The 14,564-nt window shown below is 61.3% G+C and carries 12 protein-coding genes and 1 tRNA gene; 1 reads left to right on the top strand and 12 read right to left on the bottom strand.

The window, feature by feature from the left end; translation table 11 throughout:
• Nucleotides 1-85: 85 nt before the first annotated feature.
• From ACZ41G_RS03600 to eno, 9 genes are all read right to left on the bottom strand, one after another.
• On the bottom strand, nt 86-652 hold the full coding sequence (locus ACZ41G_RS03600) for a cadmium transporter (protein ID WP_412150660.1): 567 nt from the start codon (nt 650-652) through the stop codon (nt 86-88).
• Nucleotides 653-1,444: 792 nt separating this feature from the next.
• Nucleotides 1,445-1,672, bottom strand: a complete 228-nt coding sequence (locus tag ACZ41G_RS03595) for an RDD family protein (RefSeq protein ID WP_464146037.1) — start codon at nt 1,670-1,672, stop codon at nt 1,445-1,447.
• 947 nt (nt 1,673-2,619) lie between these two features.
• Nucleotides 2,620-2,805 carry a hypothetical protein gene (locus tag ACZ41G_RS03590; RefSeq protein WP_015450354.1) on the bottom strand — a complete coding sequence of 62 codons (186 nt, stop codon included), beginning with the start codon at nt 2,803-2,805 and terminating at the stop codon, nt 2,620-2,622.
• A gap of 707 nt (nt 2,806-3,512) precedes the next feature.
• Complete coding sequence (locus ACZ41G_RS03585) at nt 3,513-4,142, bottom strand: hypothetical protein (RefSeq protein WP_464146035.1); 630 nt, start codon at nt 4,140-4,142, stop codon at nt 3,513-3,515.
• Nucleotides 4,143-4,481: 339 nt separating this feature from the next.
• Nucleotides 4,482-4,562 (bottom strand) — tRNA-Leu (locus tag ACZ41G_RS03580).
• A gap of 128 nt (nt 4,563-4,690) precedes the next feature.
• Entirely contained in the window at nt 4,691-5,722 is a 1,032-nt protein-coding gene (locus tag ACZ41G_RS03575) for a Ppx/GppA phosphatase family protein (RefSeq protein ID WP_321046816.1), read from the bottom strand.
• A 75-nt stretch (nt 5,723-5,797) separates the two neighbouring features.
• A complete protein-coding gene (locus ACZ41G_RS03570; protein WP_464146211.1) occupies nt 5,798-6,436 on the bottom strand; it encodes a DUF501 domain-containing protein in 639 nt (212 codons plus the stop codon).
• Nucleotides 6,437-6,606: 170 nt separating this feature from the next.
• Nucleotides 6,607-7,206: an FtsB family cell division protein gene (locus ACZ41G_RS03565; RefSeq protein ID WP_033505409.1), complete on the bottom strand. Its 600-nt coding sequence runs from the start codon at nt 7,204-7,206 to the stop codon at nt 6,607-6,609.
• 106 nt (nt 7,207-7,312) lie between these two features.
• Nucleotides 7,313-8,614 (bottom strand): phosphopyruvate hydratase, encoded by a 1,302-nt coding sequence (gene eno / locus ACZ41G_RS03560; protein ID WP_033505407.1) that lies wholly within the window; start codon nt 8,612-8,614, stop codon nt 7,313-7,315.
• Between the two features lie 199 nt (nt 8,615-8,813).
• Here eno and ACZ41G_RS03555 point away from each other — a divergent pair, with 199 nt between their 5' ends.
• Nucleotides 8,814-9,251, top strand: a complete 438-nt coding sequence (locus ACZ41G_RS03555) for a hypothetical protein (protein WP_464146032.1) — start codon at nt 8,814-8,816, stop codon at nt 9,249-9,251.
• Nucleotides 9,252-9,390: 139 nt separating this feature from the next.
• On the opposite strand, the gene ACZ41G_RS03550 is transcribed toward ACZ41G_RS03555, so the two are convergent.
• The 3 genes from ACZ41G_RS03550 to pth all read right to left on the bottom strand — a co-directional run bounded on the left by ACZ41G_RS03550 (nt 9,391) and on the right by pth (nt 14,520).
• A complete protein-coding gene (locus ACZ41G_RS03550) occupies nt 9,391-10,176 on the bottom strand; it encodes a hypothetical protein (protein WP_052400895.1) in 786 nt (261 codons plus the stop codon).
• 143 nt (nt 10,177-10,319) lie between these two features.
• Entirely contained in the window at nt 10,320-13,931 is a 3,612-nt protein-coding gene (gene mfd, locus ACZ41G_RS03545) for a transcription-repair coupling factor (protein WP_464146030.1), read from the bottom strand.
• A complete protein-coding gene (gene pth, locus ACZ41G_RS03540; protein ID WP_033505403.1) occupies nt 13,921-14,520 on the bottom strand; it encodes an aminoacyl-tRNA hydrolase in 600 nt (199 codons plus the stop codon). Before pth ends, mfd begins: the two co-directional genes overlap by 11 nt.
• Nucleotides 14,521-14,564: the final 44 nt, after the last annotated feature.

Genomic DNA, 14,564 nt, shown 5'->3' with positions numbered 1-14,564 from the left:
CACACCACCCGCCGACGGGAGTCCGTCGACGGGCAGGTCGATCCGTCAAGCGGGGTTGCTGGGCGGACTCAACCCATATATTCGCTCAATAGAGTAGCGCGGCCATATGTACGACGAAAAACACGCCGAACGCTGCGAACAATATGGTGCAGGCGAACAGGCCCCACACCCAGGTGCGCAATGTGGCGAGGCGTTCGCCGAAAGCGGATGCGCAGAAGAATGACGCCAGTCCTACGGCGGCGCAATTGAATGCGATGGATCCCAGCTGCGCCCCCGCCAACGCGGCATGGCCGAGCGGGACGATGATTGAGTTCAGTACGGCGGCGAACACGAAATACCCCCACACGCCAAACAGCACGAGGCCGAAGAGGGCGGCAATCACCGGACGCCACGCCTGCGGCGCTTTCTTCGAGACTTTGCCTGCCGCCCACAACGCCGCGAATCCGACCGTATAGGCGAACACGACCGACAGCAGCCCGGCGATCGCGGACCATGGTACGAGCGCCAACGAATGGTAGGACATGCCGGTGTACAGCGGCGCGCAGAGTATCTCTCCCAGGCACAGCGCCAGCGCCACGATGACAGCCTGGGCGAAGATGACTGGGACTCGGCGGTTGCCGTCGCGGGTTGGAGTGTTCGTCTGCTTGACCATGATGTTCCTTTGCTGCATACACATTGACCGTACGTGTTTTGAACGGCTATCCGCCACTATAAGCGTCGCAGGCGGCAAACTCGAATGTGATTGCATCCGCGACTCGTTTCGCGGCCGATGCGGGTCACGTGACGGATGCCTGCAGATGCCGGCAGCGAGCGCCATACCCACGCCGGTTCCTTGATAGATTTGCGACGCTCATGTCTCGCGAGACACCGATAACCGTTCTGGAATTGCGCCATGAGGGGCGATCTGCCGCCGCGTGTGGCACTATGGTGTTCATTTGCAAGGGCGGTAATCATGGTCTTCGTGATGTTGACCTTGGTGTCGTAATTGCCGTACTGGAGATTTCCGTAACGCCCGGCGTAATCCCGTACGTACACATGTGTATGAGGTAGAGGACGAGTCGGAAACGGCCGAGGAGACCACGTGCTGATCGTCGCTTTCACGCTGGTCTGCCCCACTTCGGGACAACTTCGCGCGGCGACCGGCCGCCTGTCTCGTGCATTGTCGGTCTCGCCGGCGGATGCCTGTACCGGGATCATGGCGATGATGGCAAGAACCGGTACCCGTGCCGTCCGACCGGCGGGACCAGCGCATCAACGCGCCTACCGCCACCAGCCATATGAGATTCGCCATCACAACTATGCCCGTTCTCCCCCATTACTGCGGCAGCGATTGCAGCAGCTGTCCCTAGAACACTCTTATATTGATGTTGAACATTCATCACAGGCTCCTTTGCCTGGATGTAATGCTCATGTTTAACGCATCCCTGCGTGGTTCCCAGTACACCTATATCTTGGCAATGACCATAGTCTTGGCGATTTTATCGGCAAAGGTCTGTCCACGACCATCCCACAATGGCCAGAAAAATCCGATGCCGAGAGACACGATATCAGCAAGATGCGCGAATTCCCTCAAACCCATCCTGCTACCCGATATCGGCATTCCTGAGTCTTGGTCAACGACTTGGAGCCGCATGATCCGGTGACCCCAGGACTGCCCATTACGCGTGGACAAGGCTGAGACGATACCGCAGGACAATAGACAGAGACAGTCAATCCAAGTCTCTGCGGTCCCCCCCTGGCGAAGACCTACCGAACAGCAACGTCCCGATGAGCTGCGACATCAGCGATGTCGGCAGCACAATGCGAAGAAAATACGCTGCGGCCCTGCGCAGCCATAAAGCAAACATCATCGTCTCCTTTCAAGGCAACTCGATGCTTTTATTGTATCCATGTTCTATGATTCTTATTCGATATCGGAGTGTGTGGCGGCATCCGGCGATATCGGCCGGGACGTATGCACGCGGGATGGCGCCGATATCAGATGAGGCGCACGCGCGCGCCGGCATCGATATCAGGCCGGACGCCATGTATCCGATATCGATAGCGGACCCCTCGGCACCCGGGGACTGCCGATCGGCAGGATGTCTCCCGGGCACTGATATCGACCACCGGTCCGGCGGGCATACCGGTCTGCGCGATATCGACGGACACATGGCGACCCGCGATATTGACTGCGGGCTTGCCACAGTTGTGGGCACGCATACGGACCACGGAGGGCAGGTCCCGGGTCGCTTTGATTCCGGCTGTTTTTTCCGGTCCGTGCATAGGACAATATCGGGGTGACGTCATCGACCGTCGATATTGGTCACCGCAGTGGGGTGTCTGATATCGACGGGGTTGAGGCACGGCATTGGAGTGGCCGGACGGGCGCCGATGTCGGGGCGTGCAGTGCCGGCGCGGCGATACCGATGCCGGACGTGTTCGTCGATATCGGTCACAAGGGATACCGCGATATTGGTGTCCGGTCCCGGCGCGGAACGGGGGCGATGAGTGGATCCGGCGCACGGGCGGCCTGGCGTGCCGTGAATCCGGTGTCGGCGGCGGTTCAACGCAGTGGGAATGAGCGTGTCCATGGGGCGCCAGGGGCGGACGGCAACGTCGTCCGTCCGTCTTGCGGGGTTACCGATAGAGGTATTTTCCTTGGTCGATTTTTCTGGAGATTTCGCGTAGTTCCTTCGCCGATCTGCGGTCTTCATCGTTGCCGTGTTGCATCCGCGCGGCCTTGGCGTCCAGATGATGCTGGGTCGCCGAGTATGAGAGAATCCCGAGTATCAGTATCAGGACGATGACGAGAAGCCATTTCATCGGCTACCCCCGTGTCCAACTCCGAACAATGCCATGCATGCCGCCTGTTGCCTGGCGGTTCCCCAGACTCCTACCCCTTTGCAGGAGTCGGGCGTGGGGATCCAGTGGTCGTAGCATTGCCCCTGGTAGTAGAAATCGCAGCGGATGCGGGCTACCGGTCTCAATGGCGCTTCCACCGCCGAGGCCAGTGGCGCTGCGGATATCAGACCTAGCGGCATGATTGCATCGCTGATGGCCGCGAGTATTTTTCGAATCATGATGGCTCCCCTTGTTTCGTTCACTGGTTTCTGCCGTGGAACGATATCAATTTAGCTTTCCGAAGTAACGTATGGGTGAATACCGTGTCGGCCCTTATCCGTGTTCCGGAGTCTTCCGATTTCGATGATGCGATAAGTGTCCTTCGTCGGTCACAGTTCTTGGTGGTGCAGTCGCGTTGCATGTATCGCCCGGCCGCGGCGACTCACGATATCGGTGTTCCCGACCCTGCGGGTGTGTGGAGGCATCCGGTTGATATCGGATACCATGCGAGGCGACATCGGTTTCCCGATCTTGCGGCCGCTTGTCGTATCGTTCGCGGCGGCGGCCTGGGGCCGGGGCGGCGTGGCAGGCGGCTGGCATGGCGACTTTCCCCCCCACGAAACAACGGAGGCAGTGGCCTGTCCGATACGGTAACCGGTCAGGCCACTGCCTCCATGGGTCTTGTAGTGTTACTGCTGCCTGTAGTACAGGATCTGGTATCCGATCATGCTTTCACAATGCTCGGACGGCGTGATGGTCACGGTCCTTTCGCTTGCTGTGCCATCAGTGTCGATGATCAGGTTGGACTGGTTCACCTCGTCGGGCGAGCATTGCAGGAGCCCGTGTTTCGAGGCGCCGCCGACGGTGAAGTCGACGTCCGCGCTGCCCTCGCCAATGCAGTAGGCTGTCAGCTGGTACTTGCCCGCCGGGATTTGCACATCCTCGACGTTGCGCAAGATCGCCGGCTCGTGCGTTCCGTCCGCGCCGATGCGGTAACTGGGCGTGGCACGTGTTTGCACCGGCACCTGTGTATTCCCCTGGTCTTCCTTCTGTTGGTCGAGGGCGGTGAGCATGTCGTCGAGGTAGTGGTCGATCGCCCGGGCATAGGATGCAGGGAACTTCGGTGTCGCTGCCGTGTTCGGTGACCGTTTCGTGGCCGCGGTCGTAGTCACTGAGGGGCGCAGCATAGCGGTATCCCGCGTCGTGAGCGCGACCGTCAGGGCGACCGCCGCGGCGACAACCGCGACCGCCGCAAGGACGACCCAAACGGTCTTAGCGTGTCTGTGGTCGTTTCTCCCCGTTGCGATTTTGATGTCCATGACAATCTCCTTCGACTGCACTGAATGGAACCTTGCGATATCGACAATACGCGCCCGACAAAGCAGAGTAAAGGATATCGCCGATATTCCATTTGATGGCGCGCCGAGGATGATAACCGTTGTTCACAGCGATGGCCCGGCCACAGAGTCGCCCGTCCTGGCGTGGCGTGTCGGGTGAGGGCGTGTCGCCGAACAGGAGACGCGCCTGCAGTTCGTTCTCCCGGTCAATCATGGCTTGCAAGGCCAGGCCGGTCCACGCGCGTTCCTGCACATGGAGGATGATTTCTTCGGCGCCAAACCGGTGTCTGGATCAGCGGCTTCCCGCCGCCGCATGTTGGGTGCCCCCTGCGGGACTCGAACCCGCAAGCCAAAGGCGATGGATTTTAAGTCCACTGCGTCTACCAATTCCGCCAAGGGGGCGTCTCCTCACGGGGAAAGCACGGCAGTCGCTTGCACGACTGCAACTTCTCCATGCTAGCATGCGGCACGCCGATATGCCGTTATGACCCGCCCTCCTGTTCCGCAGCACGGGTCATGCCGGCGCGTTGTCAGCGTGCAGCAAGCAAGCGACGCCCGTAATCCAGAACGATGCCATCAAGCAGACCATGTTCACTGGCCACGAATGAATCGATCGCCGTGCCATGATCCTCAAGCGCCGCCTGCGAGACACGGGCGAGCACCCGGCTCCACACCAGCGCGCCGCCGCCGACAACATCGATTCTGCCCGGGTGAATGGTCTTGTACGCCCGGCGCTCCTCGCGCGTCATCCGCAGGAACCGGTCATCGACCGCATACGCGTCCTCGAGCGAAAGCCGTCTGCCGTCAACCGCGGAATGGTCGTACTCCTTCAGCCCGATGGCGAGTGCGGTCATCGTGGTCACAGTGCCCGACACACCGATGATGGTGCGAGTCTTGCCTGCCGGGACCGTGCGGAAGGCTTCATCGATATGCTCGTCGATATCGGCGACGGCCTCGTCGATTTCCTGCTGGGTCGGCGGGTCGGTGTGCAAGTGACGTTCGGTCATACGCACCGAGCCGATATTCATCGAGAATGCAGCCTGGACATCGGTTTCACTCTGTTCGTCTCCCCCGCCGAGAACCAGCTCAGTAGACCCGCCACCCAAATCGACCACCAGATACGGGGGCTCGAGCTCACCGCGCGGGACAACGCTCGTCGCTCCGAGGAAGCTCAACGCCGCCTCTTCGGTGCCGGGGATGACTTCCGGCCGCACGCCGAGAATGTGCTGGATCTCGTCTTCGAATTCCGCACGATTCTCAGCGTCACGGGTCGCGGACGTGGCAACGAAGCGAAGCCCGTCGACCGGATGCTCGGCCAAGATCTGCGCGAATTCGCGCGCCGCCGCGTACACGCGTTTAAGCGCTTCATCGGCGAAACGATGGGTTTTGTCCACGTCCTGCCCGAGCCGGACGACCCGCAGGACGCGCGGGACGATATCCTCATACCCGTTGGCGTCGACCCGCGAGATTTTCAGCCGGATGGAATTGGTGCCGCAATCGATGCCGGCAACCGTCACCGACTTGCCCGTGCCGCCCTGCAGTTGCGATGCAAGCTGTGTCATACTGTTTCCTTTCCCTGTGCGCCGACGTATCGCTGTCGGCGGATGCGATTTCGGCGCGTTCCCGCGCGTACGAGACTACCGTTCCTGCGACAATCGCTCGATCTGCTCGTCGTCGACGACCGTGGTGCAGCGGCAAACCGTGGGGCTGAACTCGTCGCGGATCCGTTCAAGGGTCATATCGCCGATCGGGTTGGCGCCATGGCCCATGACCAGTGTCTGGGCGAGCAGCGCATGGAGGCATTTGACGCGAGTGGGCATGCCGCCGGCGCTGATGCCCGCGATATGCTCCTCGCTGTCGCCGAGCCGTTCGGCGAGCTCGTGCCGAAGGTCAAGATATCGTTGGTGCGCGAGGGCGTAGGCTTGGGCCAGCTCGGCGTCTTCACCCAACCGCTCGTTGAGTTGTTTCATGACGCCTGCGGCTTCGACATGGGACACTGCCTTGACTGCTTCAGGGCTCGTCAGGTAGCAGGTTGTGGGGAATGGGATGCCGCCGGGCAGCAACGGCCGGGTCAGCACCGCCAGCGGACGGCCGCACACGCAACGAGCGCCGACCGCGACCATGCCGCGCGGAAATCGACCAAGCTGCACGTTAACCGTTGCGATGTCCTTGGCTGTCGGCGGTTGTGCCATGAGACGGTCAAGCAGCGCACGAGCCTCCTGCTCAAGCTGCTCTCGCTCAAGCTGTTGCGTTGGGGTTGCACTCGCCGGTGTCATCGGATGATGTTCCTCCTGTGGTGTGTGTTGCAGTTGTGATGTGGTTTCGTGACGTCCGATGCGTTCATGGTGTGTGGTCATAAGCTGGCGGCGGGTAAGTCCGGGCATCGACGGGGTTGGACCCCGGTTCCGGTCTGGCGCCCCACCAGCCGCTTTGTCGGCCGCCTCTCCTATTGGGATGCCGACGGCGAAGACGAATCGGATGCGCTCGCCGAAGGCGAAGGGCTGACGCTTGAGCCCGAGCTTGGCGTCGAACCCGATCCGTTGTCAGAAGAGCCACTCCCGCTCGACGATGACGAAGAGGACGATGACGAGGATCTCGACGGGGTGTCCGCCTGCTGGAACGCGTAAGCGAGTTCCTTGTACCACGGCAGCGTCGTCTGCTCATCCTGCGCGCTTGAGGTGCCGCTGCTCTTCGAAGTAGTCGAACCGGTGACCGCCTCGGGATGCTCGACCCTGACCGAAACCTCCCCCGGGAACACGAACCCGAGACGTTCGCGCGCTTGTGCGGTGACATACGCCTTGTCGTCCCAACGAGCGATATCGTTCTCCAAATCCTGCTTCTGCGCTTCGAGCGTAGCCTCCTGCTTTTTCAAACCGTTAAGTTCGGAGAGGTTCAACGCATAATCATGGAAGGTGGACACCAGCTGCATCAGGCCAATAATCACGATAATCACCGCGATGAAGAACGAGACCGGTCCGCTGTTTCTGCGTGTCTTGGCGGTCTGCTGGGTGCGCTGACGCGCCGGTTTTCGCGAACTGGTTGTCATACTGACGAAAATACCCGCCACATTCGACTTGCGAACACGACGGGTATTGCGTAATGCGCGGCACGTCTAGGGACATGCCGTCAGCACACTGCCGGTGAGGCTAGGCTCACTTGGCGATGTACTTCTTGCAGGCCTTGAAGGCGCTGTAGCCAGCGTACTGGGCTTCGGAACCGAGCTCGTCCTCGATCTCCAGCAGGCGGTTGTACTTGGCAATACGCTCGCCACGGGCCGGGGCACCGGTCTTGATCTGGCGGGTGTTCTTGGCGACCGCGAGATCGGCGATGGTGGTGTCGGAGGTCTCACCAGAGCGGTGGGACACCATGGAGGTGTAGCCGTTCGCGGTGGCCAGCTCGATGGCGTCGAGGGTCTCGGTGACGGAACCGATCTGGTTGAGCTTGACGAGCAGGGAGTTCGCCGCGCCCATGTCGATGGCCTTCTGCAGACGAGCCGGGTTGGTCACGAGCAGGTCGTCGCCGACGAACTGGAGACGGTCACCGAGCTTCTTGGTGATCATCGCCCAGTCGTCCCAGCCCTCTTCCTGGAACGGATCCTCGATGGAGACGATCGGGTAATCGTTGATCAGCTTCTCATAGAAGTCGAGCATGTACTCAGCGTCACGCTCGCCGCCTTCGAAGTGATACTTGCCTTCCTCGCCCTTGCCATAGAACTCGGAGGAGGCCACGTCGAGGCAGATGCCGATCTGCTTGCCAGGCTCATAGCCGGCGTCCTGGATGGCCTTCATGATGTAGTCGAGCGAATCGCGGTTCGACTTCATCTTCGGAGCGAAGCCGCCCTCGTCGCCGAGACCAGTGGACAGGCCGTCCTTCTTCAGCTCGTTCTTCAGGGTGTGGTACACCTCGACGCCGGCGCGCAGGGCCTCATGGTAGGTGTCGAAGCCGTACGGGGAGATCATGTACTCCTGGATGTCGGTGGCGAAGTCTGCGTGAGCGCCGCCGTTCATGATGTTCATGTTCGGAACCGGCAGGATGTGGCCGTTGGTGCCGCCGATGTAGCGGTACAGCGGCAGGTCCGCGGACTCTGCGGATGCATACAGCGCGGCGAGGGACACGCCGAGGATGGCGTTGGCGCCGAGCTTGCCCTTGTTCGGGGTGCCGTCGAGCTCGATCATCGTGTCGTCAAGAGCACGCTGATCGGCGGCATCCATGCCGATGACCTTCGGAGCGATGACTTCGTTCACGGCCTTGACGGCGTTGAGCACGCCCTTGCCCTGGTAACGGGACTTGTCGCCATCGCGACGCTCCCAAGCCTCTGCGGCACCGGTGGAGGCGCCGGACGGAACCAGGCCGCGGCCCTGTGCGCCGTCTTCGGTCTCGAGATAGACCTCGACGGTCGGGTTGCCACGGGAATCAAGGATTTCGCGCGCGTATACGCTTTCAATTGCTGCCACAACTACTCCTTTTGCTCAGGTTGTGATGACACTGTCAAGGATAGTGGAATTGTTGGACGATATCGCCGATTTCACTCACTGTTTCCTGTGAGCGTTCACAGCAGGCATGCGGTCATGAATTGATGCTGATATAGAGAGAGCCAGGTTGCCATTCCCAGCTATCCTGATTAGAACTTACCCAATCAACATCGTTCTTGGAATGTTGCGCAACCTGATAGTCCAAGCCGGACTCATCGGCGATCTGCTTGACGAACTCGCCATCAACATCCTGCGGTACGGCGACCGTGATGGCGGGTACGTGCTCAGTGCCGGATGCCGAGGCTACGATATGACCATCGCTTTGTGCGATACGGTAGCATCCGGGGCCGGCGCTCCGAAGGAATCAGAAGACCGCAAATCAGGGGTGGACGAGGTTCGCACGGTACTGGACGTGACTATGGGCCGCTCTTCGAACGGCTCTTCGCGGGCTGCCATGGAAGGTTCCACGGATGGTTCAACGAATGGTTCCGTTGACGGTCCCGCGGATGGCGCGGACGAATCGGGGGACACGGCTGGGATTGTGCGGACACGCCCGGCTGATCGAGTATCATGGCGGTTCGATGACCTGGGATCAGGCCGACGGAAGCTTCAGCCTTGAAGCGGTGATTCCGTTGCACGATGACGCCCGGTGATGCCAGTGAAGCCGTTCGCAGCGACCGTCACTGACAACCGGTTGCACTCGTGCGTGTGCCGGCAGTCACTGGGTTCGGCCACCGGCACAGGCGTGGTTGCCATCATCAGATCGTGTGCGAATATTCGACAATCCGCCCGGTGACGTCTTTGAGATAGTCGATTGAACGCGACCAATCGCCGGGAACCTCGATGGAATGGTCGGCGTCCGGGTACGTGCACACCCGTTCGGTGAGCAGATGCGCCTTGTGCTCATCAAAATACGGGTCCGCGGTTCCCGCGCAAATCAGCGGTTTCGGTGCGTGCTCCGCACCCGGCAGCGGCGCAGGAATCACCGACTTGTGCATGTCGAAGGGCGGCGGATTGAGCACCGGGGTCAACAGCGCGACATGCAGGCCTTCCTTTGCCGCATGCGGGAAGGACAACGTGGACAAGGATTTCGTGACCACCAGCAGCTTCGGAGCGGAGTCCGGGGTGAGGGAGGAAACGCTGGAATCGGCGGAAGCATTGAAACCGGCGTCAGCAGCAGAGTCCTGTGCATCATCTGTGTCGCGATTGTCTGACGCATGTTGCGCGGCGATGGTCGCCCGGGCGACGGATTTCGCCTTCCACACGTCGATGACGCGTTCCATGCAGGAGATCATTTCGGGGAATTCGACGTCTTCGGTCAGAGTGAGCGCAAGCCGGTCAACGTACCAGCCCTCGGCGGCGAGCGCCTGCGACGCCCAGTACAGCAGCGGGCGATCGACGGTATAGCCGATGCCCGGCATGATCAGCGCATGCTTGACGGTTTCCTCTGGTTTGACGCGGTTCTTGCCCCACGGGGTAAGCGCAGGGATGACGTTGCGCCATTCGTTCACGGATGGCGTGGTGCTCTTCGTGTTGTGTTTCATGGCGCTTCCAGCTTCGCGCGACGCTTCGACAGCGGCGGTGTTCTGTGACGGCCGACTCCTATGACCATCCGCTATCCGCGATGCGATGCGACCGCCCAGTCACACCACAGGCTCAACCAATCGCACCGGACTCGCCCGGTCAATCACTTGCCGGCCGTCCGGGGCTTCCATTGCAGGTCGTCGAGCAGCTGGTTGGTCCAGGCAATCACTTGGTCGCCGGGCATGGGGCCCGAGCCAAGCGAGCCGGCGAACGGCGCCGGAATCGTCAGCGTGCGCGTGAGTGGCCGGTACTGGGCTCCCGGGTAGATGCGCTGCAATCGCATCATCAGGGATTCTGCCGGCTCAATCCCACGAATACGCACGTTCCGCCCCTGGGCGATGATTTCGGTGATACCAAGATCTCGCGCTTTGTTCCGCAGTCTGGCCACGGCGAACAGCGAATCCAGCTCTACTGGAGGCTTGCCGTAGCGGTCGGTCAGCTCGTCGCGCACATCGTCGAGATCCTGTTCGCTCCTCGCTGAGGCAAGCTTGCGATACGCCTCAAGCCGCAGCTTGTCGGAATCGATGTAATCCACCGGAATCGACGCCTCGATCGGCAAATCGATGCTGACGGCTACCGATTCCTTGCGCTCAGGCTCCTTGTACTCTTCTACCGCCTGCGAAACCATGCGCACGTACAGGTCGAAACCGACGCCCTCGATATGCCCGCTCTGCTCGTCGCCCAGCAGATTGCCGGTGCCGCGCAGCTCGAGATCCTTCATCGCCACATCGAAGCCCGACCCAAGCGACGTGTTCTGCGCGATGGTCGCGAGACGGTCGTGCGACTGCTGGGTCATCGGCTTGGACGGGTCGTACAGGAAGTACGCGTACGCGCGTTCCCGGCCTCGACCGACACGGCCACGCAGCTGATGCAGCTGGCTTAATCCGAAACGATCGGCATGGTCGACAATCAGCGTGTTCGCGTTCGATATATCCAGCCCGGTCTCGATGATTGTCGTGCATACGAGCACATCGATATCGCGATGCCAGAAATCGCGGATGATCGCGTCGAGTTGCTTCTCTCCCATCTTGCCGTGCGCGACGCCGATCTTCGCCTCGGGCACCAGTTGGTGGATCTTGTCTGCCGTGGCACTGATGGAGTCAACGCGGTTGTGCACGTAGAACACCTGGCCGCCGCGCAACAGCTCGCGCCTGATGGCCGCCGTGACCTGTGCGTCCTCGTATGGGCCGACATACGTGAGCACGGGCAGACGGTCCTCGGGCGGGGTGGCGAGCGTGGACATCTCGCGGATGCCGGTCACCGCCATTTCCAGGGTGCGTGGAATCGGCGTCGCCGACAGGGACAGGACGTCGACGTTTGTGCGTAGCGCTTTGAGCGTTTCCTTATGCTCGACGCCGAACCGCTGCTCCTCGTCGATGATCAGCAACCCGAGATCCTTGAACTTGATTTTCGGGTTGAGCAGCTTATGCGTGCCGATGACGACATCGACCGACCCGTCTTCCAGACCTTTGATGGTCTGCTTGATTTCCTTGGGGCTTTGGAAGCGGCTCATCGCGGCGACATCCACCGGGAAGCCCGAGTAACGTTCCGTGAACGTCTCGTAATGCTGTTGCACGAGCAGCGTGGTCGGTACGAGGACCGCCACCTGCTTGCCGTCTTGTATGGCTTTGAAGGCGGCTCGCACCGCAATCTCAGTCTTGCCGAAGCCGACATCGCCACAGATCAGGCGGTCCATCGGCACCGGTTTCTCCATATCGGCCTTGACCTCGTCGATGGTGGTCAGCTGGTCAGGTGTCTCCTGATATGGGAAGGCGTCCTCGAGTTCCTTCTGCCACGGGGTGTCCGGGCTGAACGCAAAGCCTTTGGTGCGTTGGCGGGCCGAATACAGGCGTACGAGGTCCTGGGCGATCTCGTGCACATGCTTGCGGGCTTTCGCCTTGGTCTGCGCCCAGTCGGAGCCGCCGAGTTTGTTGAGTTTGGGGGCGTCCGAACCGATGTATTTGCTGACCTGGTCAAGCTGGTCGGTGGGAATGTACAGTTTGTCGGCGGGGGCGTTGCGTTTACTGGGCGCGTATTCGACGACCAGGTATTCCCTCGTCGTTTTCGCGCCGGCAGGGCCGATTTGGCGCTGCTGCATGCCGGTGTATCGCCCGATGCCATGCTGCTCATGAACCACGTAATCGCCGGGTTTGAGCTCCATCAGGTCGATGGTCTTGCGCCGACGCTTCGGTGTCTTGGTTTGCCCGACGGCGCTGGAACGGCCGGTCAGGTCGCGTTCGGTGAGCAAGGCGATTCGCGCGTCCCGATCCACGAACCCGTCGACGGCTCGCGAACGCAATACGTCAAAGCGCGTGATGCCGGTCTCGTTGACGGCTCGTTTGAGTCTAGCGAGCGTTCCTTGGGCTCCGGCGGTGATGGTCACGACGAATCCGGCGTCAATCAGCCCTTCAATACCGGTGGCGGCTTTTGACTCGTCACCCCGGTATTCCTGCGGGGAGCTTGCGCCGATGCGCACATTGCCCGGCAGGCCTGGGTCCACGCCGAAATCAGCGAGTTTCCACACCCCATCGCGCGAATAGGCGAGCGAGCTGACGGTCTCCTCGTAGTCAAGGAAACTTGCCTGGTCGAAGCTGATCGGCGCGCCTGCCCCATGGCCGCTGGCGGCGACATGCCAGCTGGCGGCGAGGAATTCGTTGGCTGTTTTCGTCAGGTCGTCCGCCGCCCGGCGCAACCGTTCCGGGTCGGAAAGCATGATGACCGCACCTTGGGGCAGCATGCGCTGCACCGGCTCCATGTTGTCGATCAGCGCAGGCATCAGGGATTCCATGCCTTCCACGGGGATGCCGTCCGCGATGGAGGCGAGCATGTCCTCGGCGTTGGGAATCTGCCCGATGAGCGATTTCGCGCGGTCACGCACCGCTTGCGTCAGTTGCAGTTCACGGCATGGCGTCGCCCAGACGGTGTGTAGGCCATCGCCGTAAGTGCGCTGGTCGGAGGCATGGAACTCCTTGATGGTGTCGATTTCATCGCCGAAGAATTCGATGCGGACCGGATGAGCGATGGTCGGCGGGAACACGTCGAGGATACCGCCGCGCACCGCGAACTGTCCGCGGTCCATGACCAGATCGACGCGGGTGTAGGCGTTCTCGACAAGACGGGCCGCGGCTTGGTCGAGCGGAAGCTCCTCCCCCGCCGTAAAAACCAGCGGTTCGACATCGCCCAACCCGGCGACGACCGGCTGGATGAGCGAACGCACCGGCATGACCAGCACCTTGATCGGTCCAAACAGGGAGTTCCCGGGTTCCGGATGCGTCAAACGGCGGAATACCGCCATGCGGGACGCGACCGTGTCCGCACGTGGGGAGAGCCGTTCATGCGGCAGCGTCTCCCAGGCCTCAAGTTCCGCGATATCCTGCGGATCGCCGTCATACCAGCTGCGAATCACCTCAACGGCTTCCTGCGATTCCCGTCCCGAAGGCACGATGACAACGACCGGGACGCGCTGTGCGGTCGCCGCTGCGAGAGCCGGACGAATGCCGGGCACGGCTTCCACATTGAGCATCGGCTCGCTGCCCTCATTCGCAGGCACGTCAACCAGTCCGTGCGACAAATCATGGAAGGACCGGTCGTGATCGAGCTGGTCGAGCAGTCCGGAAAGTGCTCCGGCGGTCGGCGCAACAGGCGGAACCGCGGGCGTTGCGGGAGCAGCGGCGGAAGCGGACGGTGTCGCGGGCGTATGTTGCTCACCGGCCATTGAACTGCTCCTGCGCGCGGCTCAGCCCAGAGAAGATAATGGTTTCCGCGGCATCGGCACCATCGGCGAGGAATTCAGGCAGCTGCTTGCGCTGGTCCGGGCCGAATCCGCCCAACACCCAGTTGACGGTGTTGTCATGCGCATTCGGGCCGCGACGAGCATGCCCCACTCCAAGCCGCACACGCGCGTACGCATTGGTACCGAGCGAACGGTCGATGGACTTGATACCGTTGTGTCCGCCGGCGGAACCACCTGCCTTGACTTTGATACGGCCGAATTCAAGGTCCATATCGTCGTGGATGACCACGACATGCTCGGGCGGGATCTGATAGTAGGAGCTGATGGATGCCACCGCAGTACCCGATTCGTTCATGTATGTGAGCGGCTTGGCGAGGAAGAACTTGATCGACTTGCCTTGCAGGTTCATTACGCCCTTGCCGAGCATCGCAATGCCCTTATGGTCACTGAAGTTCACCGACCAGCGTTCGGCCAGGACATCCGCCGTCATGAATCCCATATTGTGCCGGGTGCCCTCGTATTGCTTGCCCGGGTTGCCCAAACCTACCACCAGCCAGAAATCAGACGCCATGCCGTTCCTCTCCCTCATCGTCGCCGCCCGCCGCATACCGGGCG

This window comes from Bifidobacterium porcinum (assembly GCF_055378475.1).
The sequence above is the reverse complement of the archived record's forward strand: the minus strand, read 5'-3'. Positions and strand labels throughout refer to the sequence as shown.

Coding starts and splice junctions, on each gene's coding strand:
- ACZ41G_RS03575 (WP_321046816.1), bottom strand. CDS start 5,722: ATGACACAGCTTGCATCGCAACTGCAGGGCGGCACGGGCAAGTCGGTG.
- ACZ41G_RS03565 (WP_033505409.1), bottom strand. CDS start 7,206: ATGACAACCAGTTCGCGAAAACCGGCGCGTCAGCGCACCCAGCAGACC.
- pth (WP_033505403.1), bottom strand. CDS start 14,520: ATGGCGTCTGATTTCTGGCTGGTGGTAGGTTTGGGCAACCCGGGCAAG.
- ACZ41G_RS03555 (WP_464146032.1), top strand. CDS start 8,814: ATGTTGCGCAACCTGATAGTCCAAGCCGGACTCATCGGCGATCTGCTT.
- mfd (WP_464146030.1), bottom strand. CDS start 13,931: ATGGCCGGTGAGCAACATACGCCCGCGACACCGTCCGCTTCCGCCGCT.
- ACZ41G_RS03585 (WP_464146035.1), bottom strand. CDS start 4,142: ATGGACATCAAAATCGCAACGGGGAGAAACGACCACAGACACGCTAAG.
- ACZ41G_RS03590 (WP_015450354.1), bottom strand. CDS start 2,805: ATGAAATGGCTTCTCGTCATCGTCCTGATACTGATACTCGGGATTCTC.
- ACZ41G_RS03570 (WP_464146211.1), bottom strand. CDS start 6,436: ATGACACCGGCGAGTGCAACCCCAACGCAACAGCTTGAGCGAGAGCAG.
- ACZ41G_RS03550 (WP_052400895.1), bottom strand. CDS start 10,176: ATGAAACACAACACGAAGAGCACCACGCCATCCGTGAACGAATGGCGC.
- ACZ41G_RS03600 (WP_412150660.1), bottom strand. CDS start 652: ATGGTCAAGCAGACGAACACTCCAACCCGCGACGGCAACCGCCGAGTC.